The organism is Nocardioides campestrisoli, assembly GCF_013624435.2.
GTDB classification, from domain to species: domain Bacteria; phylum Actinomycetota; class Actinomycetes; order Propionibacteriales; family Nocardioidaceae; genus Nocardioides; species Nocardioides campestrisoli.
The window spans coordinates 2448980-2469089 of the sequence record NZ_CP061768.1 but is presented as its reverse complement, the minus strand read 5'-3'; the positions used below and the strand labels follow the sequence as shown (position 1 = coordinate 2469089).

Here is a 20110-nt window from a genome sequence, read left to right as displayed (position 1 = left end):
TAGTACTACGTGGCTCCGTATGTCATGATCGGGGGGTGCGAAAGACGAAGAAGGCCTCGACCACGACAGGCAGGACCGGGGGCAAGGCCGCCCTGGGCGATCTCGAGCGCGCGGTGATGGACGTGCTCTGGGACCTCCCGGCGGACGAGGAGGCGACCGTGCGTGAGGTGCACGGCCGGCTCGCCGAGTCCCGGGACGTCGCGTACACCACCGTGATGACGGTGATGGACCGGTTGGCACGCAAGGGGCTGGTGCTCCAGGAGAAGGACGGTCGCGCCTACCGCTACCGCGCCCAGGCCACGCGGGCCGAGATGACCGCCGACCTCATGCGCGACACCCTGGCCGACCTCGGCAGCACCGAGCGCGCTCCCGCGCTGGTGGCCTTCGTGGAGGAGGCGTCGCCCGAGGACCTCGCGGCCCTGCGCAAGGCGCTGGACGCCCTGGGTCCTGAGGCGCGCTAGGGACCCGGAAGCCCGAGGCGTGCGAGACGCACTAGGATCCTGACCCGTGGAGCTGACCCCCCTGGTCCTCGGCCTCCTGGCCGGGGCCCTGGCCGGACCTGTCCCGGCACTGATGGCCAGGTCGTCGCGGCTGCGGATGACCCCGTTCGCTGCGATGGCCCTGTGGCAGGCGGTGGCGCTGGCCGCCGTGCTCTCGGCCCTGGGAGCCGGGCTCTCCCTGGCGACCGGCCGCACCCTGACCGGGGAGCCGAGCCTGCCGGGCCTGGTCGTCGCTGCCCTGGCGCTGACGGTCACGCTGGTGGTGGTCGCCCGGCTCCTGGTCTCCGGGCACCGGGTCGGCACGTCCCTGCGAGCCCAGCGCCGGGTCCACCGGGAGCAGATCGACCTGGTCGCCGGACGGCTGGAGGACCTGCACATCCTCGAGCACGACGTGCCGGTGGCCTACTGCCTGCCCGGAGTGGCGAAGTCGCGCGTGGTCGTCTCGGCCGCGGCTCTGGAGCGACTGGAGCGCCCACAGCTGGCAGCCGTGCTCGCCCACGAGCGCGCGCACCTCTCGGCCCGTCACGACCTGGTGCTCGAGGCGTTCACCGTGCTGCACCGGGCATTCCCCCGCTGGGTCTCCAGCGACGCCGCGCTCCGGGAGGTGCAGCTGCTGGTCGAGATCCTCGCCGACCGGGCGGCCGTCAGGGTCGGGGGGGCGCACCAGCTCGGCTCCGCCCTGCTGGCCATGGCCCAGGGCAGGGTGCCGGCCGGGTCGATGGGCGCGGCCGGCTCGCACCTGGTCGAGCGGGTCAGGGTGCTCGCTGACCCGCACCCCCGGCACGCCCAGGGGGTCCTCCTGGTGCTGTGCTCGTGGGCCGTGCTGGTGCTGCCCACCGCCCTGGTCGTCGCCCCCTGGCTCCTCGGTCTGCGCGGCTGACGCCGCACCCGACTCGCCGGCCGACGGGTATCACCCCGGTCGCGACACGCGCTCTGTGGTGCCTGTGACTGGTGTGACGGGTGGACTACTGTCCTGAGCATGGCGACCCGTACGTCTTCCCCGCCGGGGTCGCGGAGCTCGAGCGCGTCCAAGAAGGCTTCGAGCACCCGATCACGGAGTACTGGCTCCAGCCGAGCCGGCAAGACCTCCCCACGACCCCAGAAGTCGACCGCGCGTCGACCCGCTCCGCGCGCCGTGCGCAACGGCCCCGGGCCGGTCGCCCGAGGCTTCGGCGCACTGGCCCGCGGGCTGGTGGCCGCCTGGCTGGGTCTCGCCCACGGGGTGGGCGCCGCCGCCCGCGGCATCGGGCACGGTGCCCGCGACCTCGACCCGGCGCACCGCCGCGACGGGTTCGGGATGGTGCTCCTCGGGCTCGGCCTGGTGGTGGCCGGCGCGGTCTGGTGGCAGCCCCCCGGCGGTGCCATGGACCTGGTCCGGTCCGCGACCCAGGGGACCGTCGGCAAGGTCGCCTGGGCCGTGCCGCTCGCCTTCGCCTACCTGGGCTGGCGCACGCTGCGCGACCCCGAGCACAACGGCCCCGCAGGCCGACAGGTGATCGGCTGGTCCGCCCTGGTGCTCGGCGTCCTGGGCATCGTGCACATCGCCAACGGCAACCCGCAGCCCACCGCCGGTGACGCCCACGAGCTCCAGCAGGCAGGGGGAGCGGTCGGCTTCGTCGTCTCCAGCCTCCTGCTCGACCTGCTCCGCACCCCCTGGGTCGTCGTCCCGCTGCTGGGCCTGGTCTCCGTCTTCGGCGTGCTCGTCATCACCGCCACCCCGCTCTACCAGGTGCCGCACCGGCTGGCCGAGCTCCGCGACCGGCTGCTGGGTCACCCCGGCGACGACGCGGACGCAGCGGACGCGGACGAGACCCGACCGGTTCGCCAGCGTCGTCGCAGCGTGCCGGTCGACGAGGACATGGGGGACCCGGCGTACGACACCCCCGTGCTGGAGGACCGCGAGGTCCGCAAGCGCCGCCGGGCCAAGCCGGATCCGATCGAGGTGGCCCTGGCCGAGGGCGACGAGGGGCTCGCGATCCTGGACCGGACCGACTCCTCGGAGCCGGCCGGCACCGGGGAGGTCGAGCCGCCCCCGCACACGCCGCTCCCGCCGCGCGTGGAGCAGCTCGCGCTCTCCGGCGACATCACCTACACCCTGCCCGCGAGCGAGGTGCTCAAGCCGGGCTCGGTGCACAAGGCCAAGTCCAAGGCCAGCGACGCGGTGGTCGACCGGCTCCAGCAGGTGCTGGAGGAGTTCGGGATCGACGCCCACGTCACCGGCTACACCCGCGGCCCGACGGTCACCCGGTACATCGTCGAGCTCGGCTCGGCGGTCAAGGTGGAGAAGGTCACCGCGCTGTCGAAGAACATCGCCTACGCGGTGGCCTCGGCCGACGTCCGGATCCTCAGCCCGATCCCGGGCAAGTCGGCGATCGGCATCGAGATCCCCAACACCGACAAGGAGATCGTCTCCCTCGGTGACGTGCTGCGCTCGGAGACGGCGCGCTCCAACCACCACCCGATGGTCACCGGCCTGGGCAAGGACGTCGAGGGCGGCTTCGTGGTCGCCAACCTGGCGAAGATGCCCCACCTGCTCGTCGCCGGTGCCACCGGCTCCGGAAAGTCGTCCTTCATCAACTCCATGATCACCTCGATCATGATGCGGGCGACCCCGGACGAGGTCCGGATGATCATGGTCGACCCCAAGCGGGTCGAGCTCAACGCCTACGAGGGCATCCCGCACCTGATCACCCCGATCATCACCAACCCGAAGAAGGCCGCCGAGGCGCTCCAGTGGGTCGTGCGCGAGATGGACATGCGCTACGACGACCTGGCCAACTTCGGCTTCCGGCACGTCGACGACTTCAACAAGGCGGTCCGGGCCGGCAAGGTCGAGGTCCCGCCGGGCAGCGAGCGCAAGCTCTCGCCGTACCCCTACCTGCTGGTCATCGTCGACGAGCTCGCGGACCTGATGATGGTGGCCCCCCGCGACGTCGAGGACGCGATCGTCCGGATCACCCAGCTCGCCCGTGCCGCCGGCATCCACCTGGTGCTGGCGACCCAGCGCCCGTCGGTCGACGTGGTGACCGGCCTGATCAAGGCCAACGTCCCCTCGCGGCTCGCCTTCGCCACCTCCAGCCTCGGCGACAGCCGGGTCATCCTCGACCAGCCGGGCGCGGAGAAGCTGGTCGGGCAGGGTGACGGCCTCTTCCTGCCGATGGGTGCCTCCAAGCCGGTCCGGGTCCAGGGCTCCTGGGTCACCGAGGCCGAGGTGCACCAGGTGGTCGCGGCCTGCAAGCAGCAGCTGGAGCCCACCTACGTCGAGGAGGTGACCGCGCCGGCTGCCGCCAAGCGCGATCTCGACGACGACATCGGCGACGACATGGAGCTGGTGATCCAGGCGATCGAGCTGGTGGTCTCCACCCAGTTCGGCTCGACCTCGATGCTCCAGCGGAAGCTCCGCGTCGGGTTCGCCAAGGCAGGTCGCCTGATGGACATCCTGGAGAGCCGGGGCGTCGTCGGGCCGAGCGAGGGCTCCAAGGCACGTGACGTGCTGGTCAAGCCCGACGAGATCGATTCCGTGATCGCCACACTGGAGGGGGAGAGATGAGCGCAGCCGAGCAGAACCTCGGGCACGAGGGCCGCGACCCGGACCACGCTGCCGGGCGCGACGTCCCGTCGCTGAGCCTGGCTGCCGGGGTGGTGGAGGTGCGCCGCAACGCCGGCGTGGCCGCCGCCGTCGGCGGGCTCTCCTCGGCCGTCGCCATCGCCTACCTGGCGCGCGCCTCCAGCACCGGCGCGGTCCTCGACTGGGCGCTGGTCGCGGTGATGGGCCTGCTCGCCGTCGTGTGGCTCTCCTCGTTCGTCGACGCCCGCACGCCGCTGCTGGTCGCGGACGGCCAAGGGGTCCGGGTCCGCCTGGGTCGCAGCTGGCGCGGCCTGCCGTGGTCGGCCGTGGAGCGGATCGAGCACACGCCCCGCAGCGGTCTCCTGCGCGACGGCCGGCTGCAGGTGGTCCCGCGCAACCCCGAGCTGCTGCTGGCCGAGCTCGACCGCCGCGCTGCCCGTCAGGCGCGCGTGGCCACCCGGCTGTACGGCGGCCCGCTCGCGCTGCCGCTGGGCCTGGCGACCCGGGTCGTGGCCGACGGGGCCGACGCCACCGAGGCACTCGGCCGACTGGTCGACCGAGGGGCCGAGGTGGTCGTGGTCCCCGCGGCGCGGACCCGGCGGGAGGCGCCGGCGCAGGCCGCGCCGGAGGACGAGCTGGAGGCGGACGACGTGCTCCTCGGTCCGGTCGAGGCGCTGCCTGACGCCCAGACGCCCGGGACCGACCACCCCGACGACGAGCTCGACCCCGCCACCGACCAAGCCCGTCCCCGGCTGCGGGACCCCCGTCCGCTGCTCGCGAGCGCGCTGACCCGGGTCTCGGCGGCGCTGCCGCGCAGGTCCCGGCACGACGAGGTGGAGGACGCCGAGCACGTCGAGGACGAGCTCGAGGACGCCGGACACCTCGAGATCGAGCACCTGGAGATCGAGCACGAGGACGGCGAGGAGTACAGCGCCACCCCGGAGCCGGCCCGCGAGACCCCGCAACCGGCCCGCGCCGAGGTCACCCGGGAGAGCCCGTCGGACGTGACCGCGGTGCTGCCGGCGGCCGTCGAGCTGGTCGAGGACACCCAGACCTGGAGCGACCGGGTCCGGCCGATCGCCCGCGAGGGCCACCCGGTGGCCCCCGTCGTCTTCGACGACTTCGTCGTCGAGCCCGCCGCCGACCCCGTGGTCGGTCCCGAGCTGCGGGCCGCGCGCACGCGGATCGGTCTCTCGGTCGACCAGCTGGCCGAACGGACCCGGATCCGCCCGCACGTCATCGAGGCGATCGAGGTCGACGACTTCGTGCCGTGCGGCGGCGACTTCTACGCCCGCGGTCACCTGCGCACGCTGGCGCGGGTGCTCGGCGTCGACGTCACGCCCCTGCTGACCACCTACGACGAGCGCTACGCGCACGCCCCGATCGACCCGCGACGGGTCTTCGAGGCCGAGCTGGCGACCGGCGCCCACGGGCCCATCCGCGGCACCCGCGGGGGAGCCAACTGGTCGATCCTGGTCGCCGCGGTGATGGCCCTGGTGCTGGCCTGGTCGGTGGCCCGGCTGGTGATGGACGCCCCGGTCGACGTGGACGGGACTCCGGTGCTCAACGGCTCGGGTGGACCGCACGCCGGTAGCACGGTCGTGGCCGACCCGGTGCCGGTGGTGGTCACCGCGCCCGCCGGTGGCGCCAAGATCGTCGTCCGCGACAGCACGGGTGCCGTGGTCTTCCAGGGCGCGCTGGCGATCGGCGAGAGCCGCACCGTCGACGCCTCGCCGCCGGTGCGCGTGCAGACCACCGACGGTGCCGTCACCGTCGGCATCGCCGGGGTGGAGCGCGGCCCGATCGGCGAGGCCGGCGTCGCCGCCCAGGGGACGTACGCGGCGAAGTGATCGGGCCGTTCCCCGGGCGGGGGTGCCGAATCACGCACCGATGGGCACGCGCGGCATACTGGGGACAGCTATGACGACACACGCACCCGCAGCGGCCGGGACCCCGATGAGCGTGGCGGTGGTGACCCTCGGGTGCTCCCGCAACGAGGTTGACTCCGAAGAGCTGGCAGGCCGGCTGGAGGCGGACGGGTTCCGCCTGGTGGCCGAGCCGGAGCTGGCCGACACCGTGGTGGTCAACACCTGCGGCTTCGTCGAGGCGGCCAAGAAGGACTCCGTCGACACCCTGCTCGAGGCTGCCGACCTCAAGGAGCGCGGCCGGACCAAGGCCGTCGTGGCCGTGGGCTGCCTCGCCGAGCGGTACGGCAAGGACCTCGCGGAGTCGCTCCCCGAGGCGGACGCCGTCCTGGGGTTCGACGACTACCCCGACATCGCCGCTCGCCTCCGTTCGATCGTGGCCGGCGAGCAGCACCAGTCGCACGTCCCCTCGGACCGCCGTCGCCTGCTGCCCATCTCCCCGGTGGAGCGGGCCGCGGTCGCCGACGTGACCGTGCCCGGACACGCCGTGCCGGACCTGCTGCCCGGGCAGGCGCCCGCCAGCGGACCGCGGGCCCTGCGCCGGCGGCTGGACGGTGGCCCGATGGCCCCGCTCAAGCTGGCCAGCGGCTGCGACCGGCGGTGCTCGTTCTGCGCGATCCCCAGCTTCCGCGGCTCGTTCGTCAGCCGCCGCCCGGCCGACGTGCTGACCGAGGCCCGCTGGCTGGCGGAGCAGGGGGTGCGCGAGCTGTTCCTGGTGAGCGAGAACTCCACCTCGTACGGCAAGGACCTGGGGGACCTCCGGCTCCTGGAGACGCTGCTGCCCGAGCTGTCCGCGATCGACGGCATCGACTGGGTCCGGGTCTCCTACATGCAGCCCGCCGAGACCCGGCAGGGGCTGATCGACGCGATCGCCTCGACTCCCGGCGTGGTGCCCTACTTCGACCTCTCGTTCCAGCACGCCAGTGCCACCGTGCTCCGCCGGATGCGTCGCTTCGGTGATCCCGACAGCTTCCTCGACCTGCTGGCGCGGGTGCGCGGGCAGGCCCCCGAGGCCGGCATCCGCTCGAACGTCATCGTCGGCTTCCCCGGGGAGACCGAGGACGACGTCGCGGTGCTCTGCGACTTCCTCGAGGCGGCCCGGCTCGACGTGACCGGCGTCTTCGGCTACTCCGACGAGGACGGCACCGAGGCCGAGACCTACGACGACAAGATCGACCCCGACGAGGTGGCCGCCCGCGTCGCCCACGTCACCGCCCTGGTCGAGGAGCTCACCGCGCAGCGTGCGGAGGAGCGGATCGGCGAGCAGGTCGAGGTGCTGGTGGAGTCCGTCGAGGACGGCGCGGTCGAGGGCCGCGCCCGGCACCAGGGGCCCGAGGTCGACGGCACCACCGCCCTGGTGGGCGCCGACGCGGGCGTCCGGGTGGGTGACCTGGTCCGGGCCGTGGTCGTGGACAGCATGGGCGTCGACCTCGTCGCCCAGGTCGAGAACGGCACGGCATGAGCTCCCCGGGCCGCACGAGCAACCTGAACGTGCCCAACCTGCTCACCACGCTGCGGATCCTGATCGTCCCCTTCTTCGGCTGGGCGCTGCTGCAGGACGGCGGCGACTCGGTCACCTGGCGCTGGGTCGCGTTCGCGCTCTTCGCGGTCGCGATGATCACCGACAAGGTGGACGGCGACCTGGCCCGCAAGTACGACATCGTCACCGACTTCGGGAAGATCGCCGACCCGATCGCCGACAAGGCGATCACCGGGATGGCGTTCATCGGCCTGTCGCTGGTCGGGGACGTCTGGTGGTGGGTGACCATCGTCGTCCTGCTGCGTGAGTGGAGCGTCACACTGCTGCGGCTCTCGGTGCTCTCCGACGTGGTGATGGCCGCCTCGCAGAGCGGGAAGATCAAGACGACGCTGCAGGCGCTGGCCCTGGGCCTGCTGATCTGGCCGCTGCCGCACGGTTCGGCCCACTCAGGCGCGTTCGACAGCTGGGGGACCGCCGGCGAGGTGCTCTTCTACGTCGGTCAGGTGACGCTCGCGGCGGCGGTGGCGATGACCCTGTGGTCGGGCTACGAGTTCCTCCGCGACGTGCGCAGGCACCGGCAGAAGGCACGTGCCGGCGTCACGCAGATCGAACGCTGACTAGCAGTCACACCCGTCACTCTGGTAAAGGTGGCACGGATCACTTGTCGTCAAAGCAAGGGAACAGACTGTGTCAGCGATCAGAAGCTCAGGCCGCCGCCTCACGGCGACGGCGACCATCGGGGGCTTGGTAGCCGCCCCACTCACGCTCATAGCGCTCACCTCGGCACCTGCCGTGGCGGCGGACGACGTCGTCGTCAACCTCATCGGGGTCAACGACTTCCACGGCCGGGTCAACGCCGACACCACGAAGTGGGCGACCACGGTGGAGTCCCTCCGTAACGCGTCGCCGACCGACACCGACGTCTTCGTCGGCGCGGGCGACCTCATCGGCGCCTCGGAGTTCACCTCCTCGGTGCAGAACGACCAGCCGACCATCGACGTGCTCAACGCCGTGGGCCTCGACGCCTCCGCGGTGGGCAACCACGAGTTCGACCGTGGCTGGGCGGACCTGCGCGACCGGGTGGTGAACAACCGCACGAACGCCTCCTGGCAGTACCTGGGCGCCAACGTGTACCAGAAGGGCACGCTGAACCCCGTGCTCCCCGAGTACGCCGAGTTCGACGCGCAGGGGATCAAGGTCGCGGTGATCGGTGCCGTGACCGAGGAGACCCCCTCGCTCGTCACTCCCGCCGGCGTCGCCGACCTCGACTTCGGCGACCCCGTGCTCGCGGTCGACCGGGTCGCGAAGCGGCTCAGCGACGGCGACGCCGCCAACGGTGAGGCCGACGTCATCGTCGCGACCTTCCACTCGGGTGCGGCGCACGGCCAGGGCTCCGACTACGCCAAGGAAGCCGCGCTCGCGGGCGAGTTCCAGCGGATGGCCTCCCTGCCGGACAGCGTCGACGCGATCTTCAACGGCCACACCCACCAGGTCTACGCCTGGGACGCCCCGAAGCCCGGCGGCGGCACCCGGCCGATCCTGCAGACCGGCGAGTACGCCGCGAACGTCGGCCAGATCCAGCTGACCGTCGATCCCGCGACCGGCGAGGTCAAGTCGTACCAGGCCAAGAACCACGCGCGCGCTGCCACCGCCGACCTGAGCAACCCCGTGGTGGCCCAGGTGGACTCCGTGGTCAAGGCCGCGCAGGCCAAGGCCGCCGAGATCGGCAACCAGCCCATCGGCAAGCTGACCGCCGACGTGACCCGCGCCTACTCGGGCGTGGACGCCTCCGGCAAGCCGGTCGAGGACCGCGGAGCCGAGTCCACGCTCGGTGACCTGGTCGCCAACGCCCTGCGCGACGGGGTGCCGGCCGAGATCGCCGACCCCGACATCGGGATCGTCAACCCGGGCGGCCTGCGCGCCGACCTGCTCTTCAAGGGCGACCCGGCGGCCAACCCGGCCAACACCGACGGCGTGATCACCTACGGCGAGGCCAACAACGTCCTGCCGTTCGTCAACAACGTGTGGACCGTCGAGCTCACCGGTGCCCAGCTCCGCAAGGTGCTGGAGCAGCAGTGGCAGCCCGCCGGCACGCAGCGGCCGTACCTGAACCTGGGGCTCTCCGACAACGTCGAGGTCACCCAGGACCCGAGCAAGCCCGCCGGCTCGCGGATCACCTCGGTCCGGATCAACGACGAGTGGCTGGACGACAAGAAGTCCTACACCGTCTCGACCTTCTCCTTCCTCGGTACCGGTGGCGACAACTTCACTGCCTTCAAGGACGGCAAGGCCAAGGACACCGGTCTGGTCGACCGCGACGTGTGGGTCAAGTACCTGCGTGACCACCCGGTCACCCCGGACTTCGCCAGGCAGCAGGTCGAGGTGCGCAACCTCAAGGACCGCAAGGTCACCATGGGGGAGAAGGTCCGGGCCACGGTCTCGGGCCTGGACATGACCTCCAACGGCGCTCCGAAGAACACCACGGTCGAGGTCGTGCGCGTCCGCAAGGACAAGCGCAAGGTGATCAAGACCGTCAAGGTCACCAACGGTGAGGCGAAGGTGAACTTCGCGGCCCCCGCGGGAACCGCGATCGAGCTCGTCGCCCAGCCGTCGGGCACCACCATCACCCGGGAGCTGCGCAAGACCCGCCCGAACATCAAGCAGGTCCGCGTCTTCCCGAAGGTCGTCAAGGCCAACAAGACCCGTCCGCGGGTCAAGGTGGTCGTGAAGGCCAACAACGAGGGCAAGGTCGCCGGGCGGGTCAAGGTGGTCATCCAGGGCAAGGGCGTCAAGCGCAAGGCCTTCGGCGAGCTCACCAAGGTCAAGGGCAAGCCGCGCAGCAAGGTCAACGTGCGCCTGCCCCGACTGCCCAAGCCGGGCGCCTACACGGTGCGGGTGAAGTACCTGGGCAACAACAAGTACAACCCGCAGAAGAAGAACTACAACCTCCGCGTCACCAGGCGCTGACCCCGGGGGAGCTCCGTACGCGGAGCCTCCAGGGACGAGGGGCTCGGGCACTGCGCCCGGGCCCCTCGTGGCGTCCGGACGCGTCTGCTGCCGTCCGGCGCCAGAGGCGTGTGCCAGGCCTCGTGCCAGGCCTCGTGCCAGGCCCCGTGCCAGGATGGGGAGATGGACAGCGATCCCCGCGCCGCCCGCCTCCTGAGCCGCCTGACCCGGCGCGGAGAGACCCTGGCGGTCGCCGAGTCCGTCACCGGCGGGCGGGTGGCCGCGAAGCTCACCGCCGTGCCCGGCGCCTCGGTGGTCCTGCTGGGGGCGGTGGTCTCCTACGCCACGGAGGTGAAGGTCTCGGTGCTGGGCGTCCCCCAGGAGGTCGTGGCCAGTCACGGGGTGGTCTCCGCGGAGTGCGCCGAGGCGATGGCGCGCGGGGTCCGGCGGCTCATGGGCAGCACCTGGGGAGTGGCCACCACCGGCGTGGCCGGCCCCGGGCGGCAGGACGACCAGCCCCCGGGCACGGTCTACGTGAGCGTCGCCGGTCCGGGGGACGAGGTGCGCGTGCACCGGCTCGACCTGTCCGGGACCCGGCACGAGATCCAGGCGGGCACCGCGCGTCAGGCGATCCAGCTGCTGCTCGACACGGCCGGGCCCCTGGGGTGAGCACGCGAGTTGCGGGCTTCCGGTAGCGTGGGCTCACGGTTCACTCTCAGGAAGGACTTCCCGCATGGTGCTGTTTCGTCGGTCCCTGGGCGACGTCCTCCGTCGCAAGCGGATGGAGCTGGGCATGACCCTGCGGGAGGTCTCCGCGGAGGCCCGGGTCAGCCTCGGCTACATCTCCGAGATCGAGCGTGGCCAGAAGGAGGCTTCCTCCGAGCTGCTGGCCTCGTTGTGCGCCGCGCTGGACGTGCCGCTCTCGCTGGTGCTGCGTGAGGCCAGCACCGCCGTGGCCCGGGAAGAGGCGCTCGCCGCCAGGACCGTGCTCGAGGTCGCGCGTCCCGCTCCGACCGGCGACGTGGTGGCCTCCGCAGCCTGAGGCCCCTCGCGCGGCTTCCCCAGCCCGTCCGCCCAGCGCCCTCGGTCGAGTGTGGCGGCCGAGCGCATCTGCTCAGCCTGGCTGGCAGCTGGGGCACCAGTAGGTGGCCCGCTCGCGCCCCTCAGGGCCCGACTGCTCGACCAGGACCGCCGTCCCGCAGCGCAGGCACTCCGGCTGCCGGTAGACCCAGGTACGCCGACCGCGGCGTAGGTCGCCGGTGGTCGACTGCTCCGCACGCTGCTTGTTGTGGCTGAGCATCAGCCGGGCCCGCCGCACCAATCGCGGCAGGTCGCCCACCTGGCCGATCGGGGTGGTGGGCCGGACACCGCTGGTGAAGCAGAGCTCGGCGGCGTACATGTTGCCGATCCCCGCGAGCCGGGTCTGGTCGAGCAGCGCGTGCACCAGCGGGCGCTGCGGGTCCTCGGTCAGCCGACGCAGCGCCTCCTCCTCGTCCCAGTCCGACCCGAGCAGGTCGGGGCCAAGGTGGCCGACGGCCAGGTGCTCGTCCTCGCGCCTGAGCAGCTCGACGATGCCGAGCGAGAAGCCGACCGCCACCCGCTGGGGGGTCGTCAGCACCACCCGGGCGGTGTGCACCGGGCGGCGCCACCGCTGACCGTGCGTGTAGGCCTGCCAGGCCCCCTCCATCTTCAGGTGGGTGTGCAGCGTCCACGGCGCCTGGGCGTCGATCCGGGTGAGCAGGTGCTTGCCCCGGCTGACCGTGCCGCGCACCAGCGCCCCGGTGAAGTCGTGGGTGGCGAGGCCGGGGACCCGGAAGTCGCTGGCGGTCAGCCGTTGCCCGGCCAGGGCCCGGTCCAGCAACCGGGCGGCCCGCCAGACGGTGTCTCCCTCAGGCACGGATCCTCAGTCCCTTCGGTGTGGCGACGAAGCCGGCCTCGCGCAACGCGACCCGCAGGGGGGTCTCGCCCGAGCCGAGCAGCTGGGAGCCGTCCACCCGTTCGACGGTGAGCCGTCCGAGTGCGCCGCGGCGTACGGCGTCGGCGAGCGCCCGGGCCGCCGGCCCCAGCTGCTCGGGCTCCTCGGACCAGGTGAGCAGGGTGCGCCCGCCCCGTTCGACGTAGAGCACGAGGTGCCCCTCGACCAGGACCACGAGCGCGCCTGCCTTGCGGCCAGGACGGTGCCCGGTGGCCTCGGGCCAGGCCAGGGCCGCACCGTAGGGGTTGGCCGGGTCGGTGGCGGCCAGCGCGACCGCCTCCGGGGGCTCCGGGCCGGTCGGCGGCTCGCTGAAGGTGCGCAGCCGGTCGATCGCGCCCGCGGTGCCGAACTGGGCGGCGCCGAGTCCCTCGACGAAGTAGCCGCGTCGGCAGCGTCCGGAGTCCTCGAAGGCGGCGAGCACCTTGTAGACGGCCGCGAAGCCGCCGGGTACACGTTCGGACACGACCGCACCCCGGGTGACCACCCCGTGCCGCTCGAGCAGGTGCTCGGCGGTCGCGTGGGCGCGGCGGGTCGGGTCCCGGTCACGGTCCGGCAGGAGGGACCACCGCCCGGCGGTCTCCGGCGGGCCGGTGCGCACCGGCATCCGGCCGGCGCGCGGCGGGGGGCGACGGGTGCGGTGGCTCGCTGTACCGCTGCGGACCAGGCTGCGCAGCGGGACCAGGGTGTCGTTGCTGACGTAGCCGGACCAGACGAGGTCCCACAGGGCGACCGAGAGGGTCGGGTCCGAGACCGAGCCGACCTGGTCGGCGAGCTGGCGGAAGAAGAACGCCCCGCCGGGGCGCAGGGCCTCCAGCACGCGGAGCTGGAGCTCGTCGAGCTCCTTGTCCACCGGCTCCGGGAGGGTGAGGTGCGCCTGGTCCGCCAGGTGCAGGCTCACCCAGCCGTCGCTGCCGGGCAGGCTCCCGTGGCCGGCCCAGAGCACCTCGCCCGAGGCGGTGAGCTCGTCGAGGAATGCGGGCTGGTAGTCGCGCACCCGGGCCGCGAGCACCAGTGGCTCGAGCGCGCTGGCCGGTACCGCGCAGCCGGCGAGCTGGTCCAGGGCGGAGACCACCCCGTCGACACCGCGCAGGGCGCCCCGGGTGGTGGTCACCTTCTGCCAGGCGGGGAGGAAGCGGGCCAGCGTCTCGGGGGTGACCGGTTCGACCTCCTGGCGCAGCCGGGCCAGGGAGCGCCGACGCAGCCGCCGCAGCACCTGGGCGTCGCACCACTCGGTCCCGGTGCCGGAGGGACGGAACTCGCCGTCCAGGACCCGCCCGCGCGAGGCGAGCCGCTCCAGCGTGTGCCGTACGACCGCCTCGCCGAGCCCGAACCGGGCGGCGACCGACTCGGCGGTGAACGGACCGTGGGTACGCGCCCAGCGGGCCACGAGGTCGCCCACCGGGTCCTCCTGGGGCTCGGTGAAGGCCACCGGGGTGCCCGGAGGCACCGGCACGCCGAGGCCGTCCCGCAGCCGCGCGACCTCCTCCACCGTGCACCAGACCGCCTGCCCGGCCATCCGCACCTCGACCACCCGGCGGGCCGCGCGCAGCCCCTCCAGCCACTCGGCGACGGGGGAGCCGGGCCGGCTCCGGGCCTCGACCTCGGCCTCGGAGAGGGGTCCGAGCAGTCGCAGCATGTCGGCGACGCCCTCGGCGTCGCGGGCCCGGCGGTCCTCGCTGAGCCACTGCAGGTCGGCCTCCACCTCGGCGAGCACGTCGGGGTCGAGCAGCTCGCGCAGCTCGGCCCGGCCCAGCAGCTCGGCGAGCAGCGACTGGTCCAGGGAGAGCGCCGCGGCCCGGCGCTCCGCGATGGGGGAGTCGCCCTCGTAGAGGAACTGCGCGACGTACCCGAAGAGCAGCGTGCGGGCGAACGGCGAGGGCTGGGTCGTGGCCACCTCGACCACGCTCACCTCCCGTCGCTGCACCGCGCCGAGCAGCCTGACCAGGGCGGGCAGGTCGTAGACGTCCTGGAGGACCTCGCGCACGGCCTCCAGCACGATCGGGAAGGTCGGGTACTGCACGGCGACCTCGAGCAGCTGGGCGCTGCGCTGCCGCTGCTGCCACAGCGGGCTGCGGCGGCCCGGGTCGCGCCGGGGCAGCAGCAGCGCGCGGGCGGCGCACTCGCGGAACCGGCTGGCGAACAGCGCCGAGCCGCCCACCTCGTCGGTGACCAGCTGCTCGATCTCCTCGGGCTCGAAGACCACCACGTCGGCGCCGGGCGGCTCCTGGTCGCTGTCGGGGATGCGGATGACGATGCCGTCGTCGGAGGCCATCGCCTGGCCGTCGACGCCGTACCGCTCGCGCAGGCGCGAGTTGACCGCCAGCGCCCAGGGGGCGTGCACCGCCATCCCGTACGGCGAGTGGAGCACCATCCGCCAGTCGCCCAGCTCGTCGCGGAACCGCTCGACCACGAGCTGCCGGTCGTGGGGGACCAGGTTGGTGGCCTCGCGCTGCTCGTCCAGGTAGCGCACCAGGTTGGTCGCGGCGTAGGTGTCCAGGCCGTGCTGCTGCACCTGCGCGACCGCCTCGGCGACCGGGAGGGCGGACAGCTCGCGGGTCAGCTCCCCGATGGCCGCGCCGAGCTCGGCCGGGCGGCCCAGGCCGTCGCCCTTCCAGAACGGCAGCCGCCCGGGGATGCCGGGGGCGGGGGTGACCAGCACGCGGTCGTGGGTGATGTCCTCGATCCGCCAGCTCGTGGCGCCCAGGGCGAAGACGTCGCCCACGCGGGACTCGTAGACCATCTCCTCGTCGAGCTCACCGACCCGGCGGCCGGTGCCCTGGCCGACCAGGTAGACCCCGAACAGACCGCGGTCCGGGATGGTGCCCCCGCTGGTCACCGCCAGCCGCTGGGCGCCGGGTCGTCCCTGGAGCCGGCCGTTGACCCGGTCCCAGACGACCCGTGGCCGCAGCTCGGCGAACTCCTCGCTCGGGTAGCGGCCGCTGAGCAGGTCCAGCGTGGCCTCGTACGCGGCCCGGGGGAGCGTGCTGAACGGAGCCGCCCGCCGGACCCACGTGTAGAGCTCCTCCACGTCCCACTCGTCCACCGCGGTGGCGGCCACGATCTGCTGTGCCAGCACGTCCAGCGGGTTGGCGGGGATGGAGAGGCTCTCGATCTGGCCGGTGCGCATCCGCGCGACGGCCACGGCGGTCTGTGCGAGGTCGCCGCGGTGCTTGGGGAAGAGCACGCCGCGACTGGTCTCGCCCACCTGGTGCCCCGCGCGGCCCACGCGTTGGAGCGCGCTCGCCACGCTGGGTGGCGACTCGATCTGGATGACCAGGTCGACGGCCCCCATGTCGATGCCCAGCTCCAGGCTGCTGGTGGCCACCACGCAGGGCAGCCGGCCCTGCTTGAGGTCGTCCTCGATCAGGGCCCGCTGCTCCTTGGAGACCGAGCCGTGGTGGGCGCGGGCCAGCACCGGTGCGGCGCCCTGGCTCGCCCCGGCCTGGCCCATCGCCTCGGCCGGCGGACCCCACGCGCTGCCGTCCTTCGGCTCCTGCCCGTCCTGCTCCTGAGGCTGCGTCGCCTCCGCTCGCTCCGCCGCGATCTCGTTGAGCCGGGCGGTCAGTCGCTCCGCGAGCCGACGGGAGTTGGCGAAGACGATCGTGGACCGGTGCGCCTGGACCAGGTCGGCGACCCGCTCCTCGACGTGCGGCCACATCGACTGGCTCCGCTTCGGGTCGCCCTCCTCCTCGTCGTACTCCTCGGGGGCGGTCATGTCCTCGACCGGGACCACGACCTCCAGGTCCCACTTCTTCTCGCTGGGCGGGGCGACGATGTCGACGGGGCGACCGCCGCCCAGGAACCGGGCCACCTCCTCGAGCGGGCGCACCGTGGCGCTCAGCCCGACCCGTTGCGCGGGCTTGGGGAGCAGCTCGTCGAGCCGCTCCAGCGAGAGCGCCAGGTGGGCGCCGCGCTTGCTGCCCGCGACCGCGTGCACCTCGTCCAGGATGACCGTCTCCACCCCGCGCAGCGACTCGCGGGCCTGGCTGGTCAGCATGAGGAAGAGGGACTCCGGCGTGGTGATCAGGATGTCCGGCGGGGAGGTGCTGAGCCGGCGCCGCTCGTTGGCCGGGGTGTCCCCGGACCGGATCCCGACCCGGAGCTCGGGGAGCTCGGCCCCGAGCCGGGTCGCGGTGTGCCTGATCCCGGTCAGCGGTGCGCGCAGGTTGCGCTCGACGTCGACGGCGAGGGCCTTGAGCGGGGAGACGTAGAGCACCCGGAGACGGCGGGCCGGCTCGGGCGGCTCCTCGGTGAGCAGCCGGTCGATCCCGGCCAGGAACGCGCTCAGCGTCTTGCCGGAGCCGGTGGGCGCGACCACCAGTGCGTGCCGGCCCTGGGCGATCGCCTCCCAGGCGCCCTCCTGCGCCGGCGTGGGCGCGGCGAACGCGGCGCGGAACCACTCGCGGGTGGGTTCGCTGAACGCGTCGAGGGCGGGCACCCCGTCATCTTGACACTCGGCTCCCACAGCAGGCCCCGGCTCAGCCGGGGGCTCGGTCTCACCGGCGGTGAGCGACGTGGTGGGTGACGTGGTGGGTGACATGGTGTCGGCGGGAGTTTGTACTCTCAGCCGGTGACCGAGTCCATGATCTCCGCCCGCGGGCTGCGCAAGTCGTTCGGCGACTTCGAGGCCGTCCGCGGCATCGACGTCGAGGTACGCCGAGGCGAGGCCTTCGGCTTCCTCGGCCCCAACGGGGCCGGCAAGTCCAGCACCATGCGGATGATCGCCGCGGTCAGCCCGGTGAGCGGGGGAGACCTGCGGATCCTCGGCATGGACCCCGCGGTCGACGGGCCCGCGATCCGCGCCCGCCTGGGGGTCTGCCCGCAGGAGGACACCCTCGACAACGAGCTGAACGTCTTCGACAACCTCTACATCTACGGCCGGTACTTCGGCATCCCGCGCGCGCAGGTCCGGGAGCGGGCCGAGGAGCTGCTGGAGTTCGTCCAGCTCACCGAGAAGCGCAAGGCGCGGGTGGAGGACCTCTCCGGTGGCATGAAGCGACGGCTGACCATCGCGCGCAGCCTGATCAGCTCGCCCGAGCTGCTCCTGCTCGACGAGCCGACCACGGGCCTGGACCCGCAGGCGCGGCACGTCCTGTGGGACCAGCTGTACCGGCTCAAGCACGCCGGGGTCACCCTGGTGCTGACCACCCACTACATGGACGAGGCCGAGCAGCTCTGCGACCGGCTGGTCGTGATGGACAAGGGGGTCGTGGCGGCCGAGGGGAGCCCTCGCGCGCTGATCGAGACGCACGCCACCCGCGAGGTGGCCGAGCTGCGGTTCGGCATCGGGGAGAACGAGCGGGCCGCGGAGAAGGTCGCCGACCTCGGCACCCGGATCGAGGCGCTGCCGGACCGGCTCCTGGTCTACGCCGACGACGGGGAGGAGGTCGTGGCCAAGGTGGTCGAGCGCGGCCTGTCCCCGCTGGCGGTGCTGGTGCGCCGGACCACCCTCGAGGACGTCTTCCTGGCCCTCACCGGCCGATCGCTGGTCGACTGATGACGACCCGGCAGCTCAGTGCCCGCGAGGGTCTGCTCCGCCAGCTGGACTACTGGTGGACGGTCTTCAGACGGACCTGGCGCGGTGGGTTCATCGCCAGCTTCGTCGCACCCCTCTTCTACGTGGTGGCGATGGGCGTCCTGCTGGGTGGCTTCATCCAGGCCGACCCGGACCGGTTGGAGGGGGCGACCTCCTACCTGGCGTTCGTGGTCCCCGGCCTGGTCGCCGCGCACGCCATGCAGGTGGCGGTCGACGAGACCACCTACCCGGTGATGGGCGGAATCAAGTGGGGGAAGACCTACTGGGCCCAGCTGGCCACACCCCTGCAGGTGCGCGACATCGTCAACGCGCACCTGGCGTTCGCGATCACCAGGGTGGCCCTGGCCTGTGCCGTCTTCATGCTGGTGCTCGCGCCGTTCGGGGTCTTCGCCTCGTGGTGGGGACCGTTCGCCGCGTGGGGCGGGCAGGTGCTGGTCGGCGCTGCCTTCGCCTGCGCGGTGATGGCGTTCAGCGTCCGGCTCCGCTCCGACCAGGGCTTCGGCGTGCTCTACCGGATCGGGGTCGTGCCGCTCACCCTCTTCTCCGGGGCGTTCTTCCCGATCGCCAACCTGGGCGTGGTCCTGGAGTGGGTCGCCCGGGCCACCCCGCTGTGGCACGGCGTCAGTCTCTCCCGGATGTTCAGCCTCGACCACGTCGACTGGCTGCTGGTGGTGGTGCACCTGCTCTACCTCGGCACGGTGTGCGTGGTCGGCTGGCGGCTGGCGGTCCGCGGGCTCGAGCAGCGGCTGGAGGTCTGAGGTGGCGACGTACGACGCGTCCACGGACGGCACGAGCGGGGGCACCGGGCGCACCGGGGGCACGGGCCGGGCGGCTCCCCGCCCGTCCGGCGGGGCGGCGCAGGCCGCGGGGATCATCGTGCTGCGCAACTACCTCACCTACCGCTCCGCCTGGAAGCTCTTCCTCACCGGCTTCCTCGAGCCCGTCTTCTACCTCTTCTCCATCGGGATCGGCGTCGGCGCGCTGGTCGAGGGCTTCGAGCTCAACGGCGAGCCGATCTCCTACGCCGCGTTCGTGGCACCCGGCATGCTCGCCGCCTCGGCGTTCAACGGCGCGCTGATGGACTCGACGTACAACGTGTTCTTCAAGCTCAAGTACGACCGGCTCTACGACCAGATGCTCGCGACCCCGCTGACACCGGCGGACGTGGCACGCGGCGAGATCGCCTGGGGGCTGATCCGGGGCTCGACGTACTCGGCCGCGTTCCTGCTGGTGATGACGGCGATGGGGCTGGTGGAGTCCTGGTGGGCGGTGCTGGCACTGCCGGCGGCGATCCTCATCGCCTTCGCCTTCTCGGCGGTCTGCATGGCGCTGACCACCTGGATGAAGTCCTTCCAGGACTTCGACAAGATCACCCTCGCCCAGCTGCCGCTCTTCCTGTTCTCGGCGACGTTCTTCCCGGTCAGCTCCTACGGCGACGGGGTGCTGCGCTGGGTCGTGGAGGCGACGCCGCTCTACCGGGGCGTGGTGCTGTGCCGGGAGCTGACCACCGGCCAGCTCTCCTGGGCCTCGGGGGTGAGCGTGCTCTACCTGGTCGCGATGGGTCTGGTCGGACTGGTGGTCGTCCGCCGCCGGCTGGCGACCCTGCTGCTCACCTGAGCGGCCGGGCGCCGGTCAGTCGAGCGTCACCAGCATCTTCTGGTACCAGGCGACGTCGATCCACTGGTCGAACTTGAAGCCGATCTCCTTCATCATCCCCACGCGCTCGAACCCCGCGGCGAGGTGCAGCGCCTCGCTCGCGGGGTTGGGCAGCGCGACGAGGGCGACGGCGGAGTGCACGCCGGAGATCGCCATCGTCTCCAGCAGCGCCGGGTAGAGCATGCGGCCCACGCCCAGCCCCCGCACCTTGCTGTCGAGGTAGATGGACGTCTCCCGGGTGGTCTCGTAGGCCGGCCGGGGCCGGAACGACCAGGAGTAGGCGTAGCCCACCGCGCGGTCGTCCTCGTCGACGGCGACCAGGAGGTGGTCGCCCGGGTGCTGGCCGTCCAGGCGCGCGCGCCAGTAGTCCAGGTCCGGCGGCTCGAGGTCGAAGGTGGACCTGGAGTGCTCCACCGCGTGGGTGTAGATGTCGGAGATGACGGCGAGATCGCTCTCGGTGGCGGACCGGGTGGAGAACGTGGGCATGGGGCGGATTCTCTCAGGTGCTGCTGGTTCAATGAGCG

The 20110-nt window shown here is 72.7% G+C and carries 15 protein-coding genes; 12 read left to right on the top strand and 3 right to left on the bottom strand.

The genetic code is table 11. The features are described from left to right. Positions 1-35 precede the first annotated feature (35 nt). From H8838_RS11610 to H8838_RS11570, 9 genes are all read left to right on the top strand, one after another. A complete protein-coding gene (locus tag H8838_RS11610; RefSeq protein ID WP_224766093.1) occupies positions 36-461 on the top strand; it encodes a BlaI/MecI/CopY family transcriptional regulator in 426 nt (141 codons plus the stop codon). Between the two features lie 46 nt (positions 462-507). Then, on the top strand, positions 508-1380 hold the full coding sequence (locus H8838_RS11605; protein WP_224766092.1) for a M56 family metallopeptidase: 873 nt from the start codon (positions 508-510) through the stop codon (positions 1378-1380). A 99-nt stretch (positions 1381-1479) separates the two neighbouring features. Further along, the gene (locus H8838_RS11600) at positions 1480-4050 is read left to right on the top strand and encodes an FtsK/SpoIIIE family DNA translocase (protein ID WP_185996293.1); all 2571 of its coding nucleotides are present in this window, start codon (positions 1480-1482) and stop codon (positions 4048-4050) included. Beyond that, positions 4047-5918 (top strand): helix-turn-helix domain-containing protein, encoded by a 1872-nt coding sequence (locus tag H8838_RS11595; RefSeq protein WP_185996292.1) that lies wholly within the window; start codon positions 4047-4049, stop codon positions 5916-5918. The genes H8838_RS11600 and H8838_RS11595 overlap by 4 nt, the downstream gene beginning before the upstream one ends. 106 nt (positions 5919-6024) lie before the next feature. After that, entirely contained in the window at positions 6025-7455 is a 1431-nt protein-coding gene (gene rimO / locus H8838_RS11590) for a 30S ribosomal protein S12 methylthiotransferase RimO (RefSeq protein WP_224766529.1), read from the top strand. After that, positions 7452-8090 carry a CDP-diacylglycerol--glycerol-3-phosphate 3-phosphatidyltransferase gene (gene pgsA, locus H8838_RS11585; protein ID WP_181311225.1) on the top strand — a complete coding sequence of 213 codons (639 nt, stop codon included), beginning with the start codon at positions 7452-7454 and terminating at the stop codon, positions 8088-8090. Before rimO ends, pgsA begins: the two co-directional genes overlap by 4 nt. A 175-nt stretch (positions 8091-8265) precedes the next feature. Continuing rightward, positions 8266-10440, top strand: coding sequence for a bifunctional metallophosphatase/5'-nucleotidase (locus tag H8838_RS11580; protein ID WP_185996290.1), 2175 nt, complete (start codon positions 8266-8268; stop codon positions 10438-10440). 162 nt (positions 10441-10602) lie between these two features. Next, a complete protein-coding gene (locus H8838_RS11575; protein ID WP_181311223.1) occupies positions 10603-11088 on the top strand; it encodes a CinA family protein in 486 nt (161 codons plus the stop codon). Positions 11089-11152: 64 nt separating this feature from the next. Beyond that, positions 11153-11461, top strand: coding sequence for a helix-turn-helix domain-containing protein (locus tag H8838_RS11570; RefSeq protein WP_181311222.1), 309 nt, complete (start codon positions 11153-11155; stop codon positions 11459-11461). A 72-nt stretch (positions 11462-11533) separates the two neighbouring features. Here H8838_RS11570 and H8838_RS11565 read toward each other — a convergent pair whose 3' ends face one another. Then, positions 11534-12316, bottom strand: coding sequence for a DNA-formamidopyrimidine glycosylase family protein (locus H8838_RS11565; protein ID WP_181311221.1), 783 nt, complete (start codon positions 12314-12316; stop codon positions 11534-11536). Beyond that, positions 12309-16832, bottom strand: a complete 4524-nt coding sequence (locus H8838_RS11560; RefSeq protein ID WP_224766091.1) for an ATP-dependent helicase — start codon at positions 16830-16832, stop codon at positions 12309-12311. The genes H8838_RS11565 and H8838_RS11560 overlap by 8 nt, the downstream gene beginning before the upstream one ends. Before the next feature lie 132 nt (positions 16833-16964). On the opposite strand from H8838_RS11560, the gene H8838_RS11555 reads away from it, so the two are divergent. The 3 genes from H8838_RS11555 to H8838_RS11545 are packed head-to-tail and all read left to right on the top strand — an operon-like array spanning position 16965 to position 19547. Next, entirely contained in the window at positions 16965-17891 is a 927-nt protein-coding gene (locus tag H8838_RS11555; protein ID WP_449866954.1) for an ABC transporter ATP-binding protein, read from the top strand. Further along, positions 17891-18688, top strand: a complete 798-nt coding sequence (locus H8838_RS11550) for an ABC transporter permease (RefSeq protein ID WP_185996288.1) — start codon at positions 17891-17893, stop codon at positions 18686-18688. Before H8838_RS11555 ends, H8838_RS11550 begins: the two co-directional genes overlap by 1 nt. Position 18689: 1 nt before the next feature. Beyond that, positions 18690-19547, top strand: coding sequence for an ABC transporter permease (locus tag H8838_RS11545; RefSeq protein WP_224766090.1), 858 nt, complete (start codon positions 18690-18692; stop codon positions 19545-19547). Positions 19548-19562: 15 nt separating this feature from the next. On the opposite strand, the gene H8838_RS11540 is transcribed toward H8838_RS11545, so the two are convergent. After that, a complete protein-coding gene (locus tag H8838_RS11540) occupies positions 19563-20072 on the bottom strand; it encodes a GNAT family N-acetyltransferase (RefSeq protein WP_185996287.1) in 510 nt (169 codons plus the stop codon). Positions 20073-20110: the final 38 nt, after the last annotated feature.

Bases quoted from the DNA above. Each gene is read 5' to 3' on its own strand.
- H8838_RS11600 (WP_185996293.1), top strand. From the start codon at position 1,480: ATGGCGACCCGTACGTCTTCCCCGCCGGGGTCGCGGAGCTCGAGCGCG.
- H8838_RS11595 (WP_185996292.1), top strand. From the start codon at position 4,047: ATGAGCGCAGCCGAGCAGAACCTCGGGCACGAGGGCCGCGACCCGGAC.
- rimO (WP_224766529.1), top strand. From the start codon at position 6,025: ATGAGCGTGGCGGTGGTGACCCTCGGGTGCTCCCGCAACGAGGTTGAC.
- pgsA (WP_181311225.1), top strand. From the start codon at position 7,452: ATGAGCTCCCCGGGCCGCACGAGCAACCTGAACGTGCCCAACCTGCTC.
- H8838_RS11575 (WP_181311223.1), top strand. From the start codon at position 10,603: ATGGACAGCGATCCCCGCGCCGCCCGCCTCCTGAGCCGCCTGACCCGG.
- H8838_RS11570 (WP_181311222.1), top strand. From the start codon at position 11,153: ATGGTGCTGTTTCGTCGGTCCCTGGGCGACGTCCTCCGTCGCAAGCGG.
- H8838_RS11550 (WP_185996288.1), top strand. From the start codon at position 17,891: ATGACGACCCGGCAGCTCAGTGCCCGCGAGGGTCTGCTCCGCCAGCTG.
- H8838_RS11540 (WP_185996287.1), bottom strand. From the start codon at position 20,072: ATGCCCACGTTCTCCACCCGGTCCGCCACCGAGAGCGATCTCGCCGTC.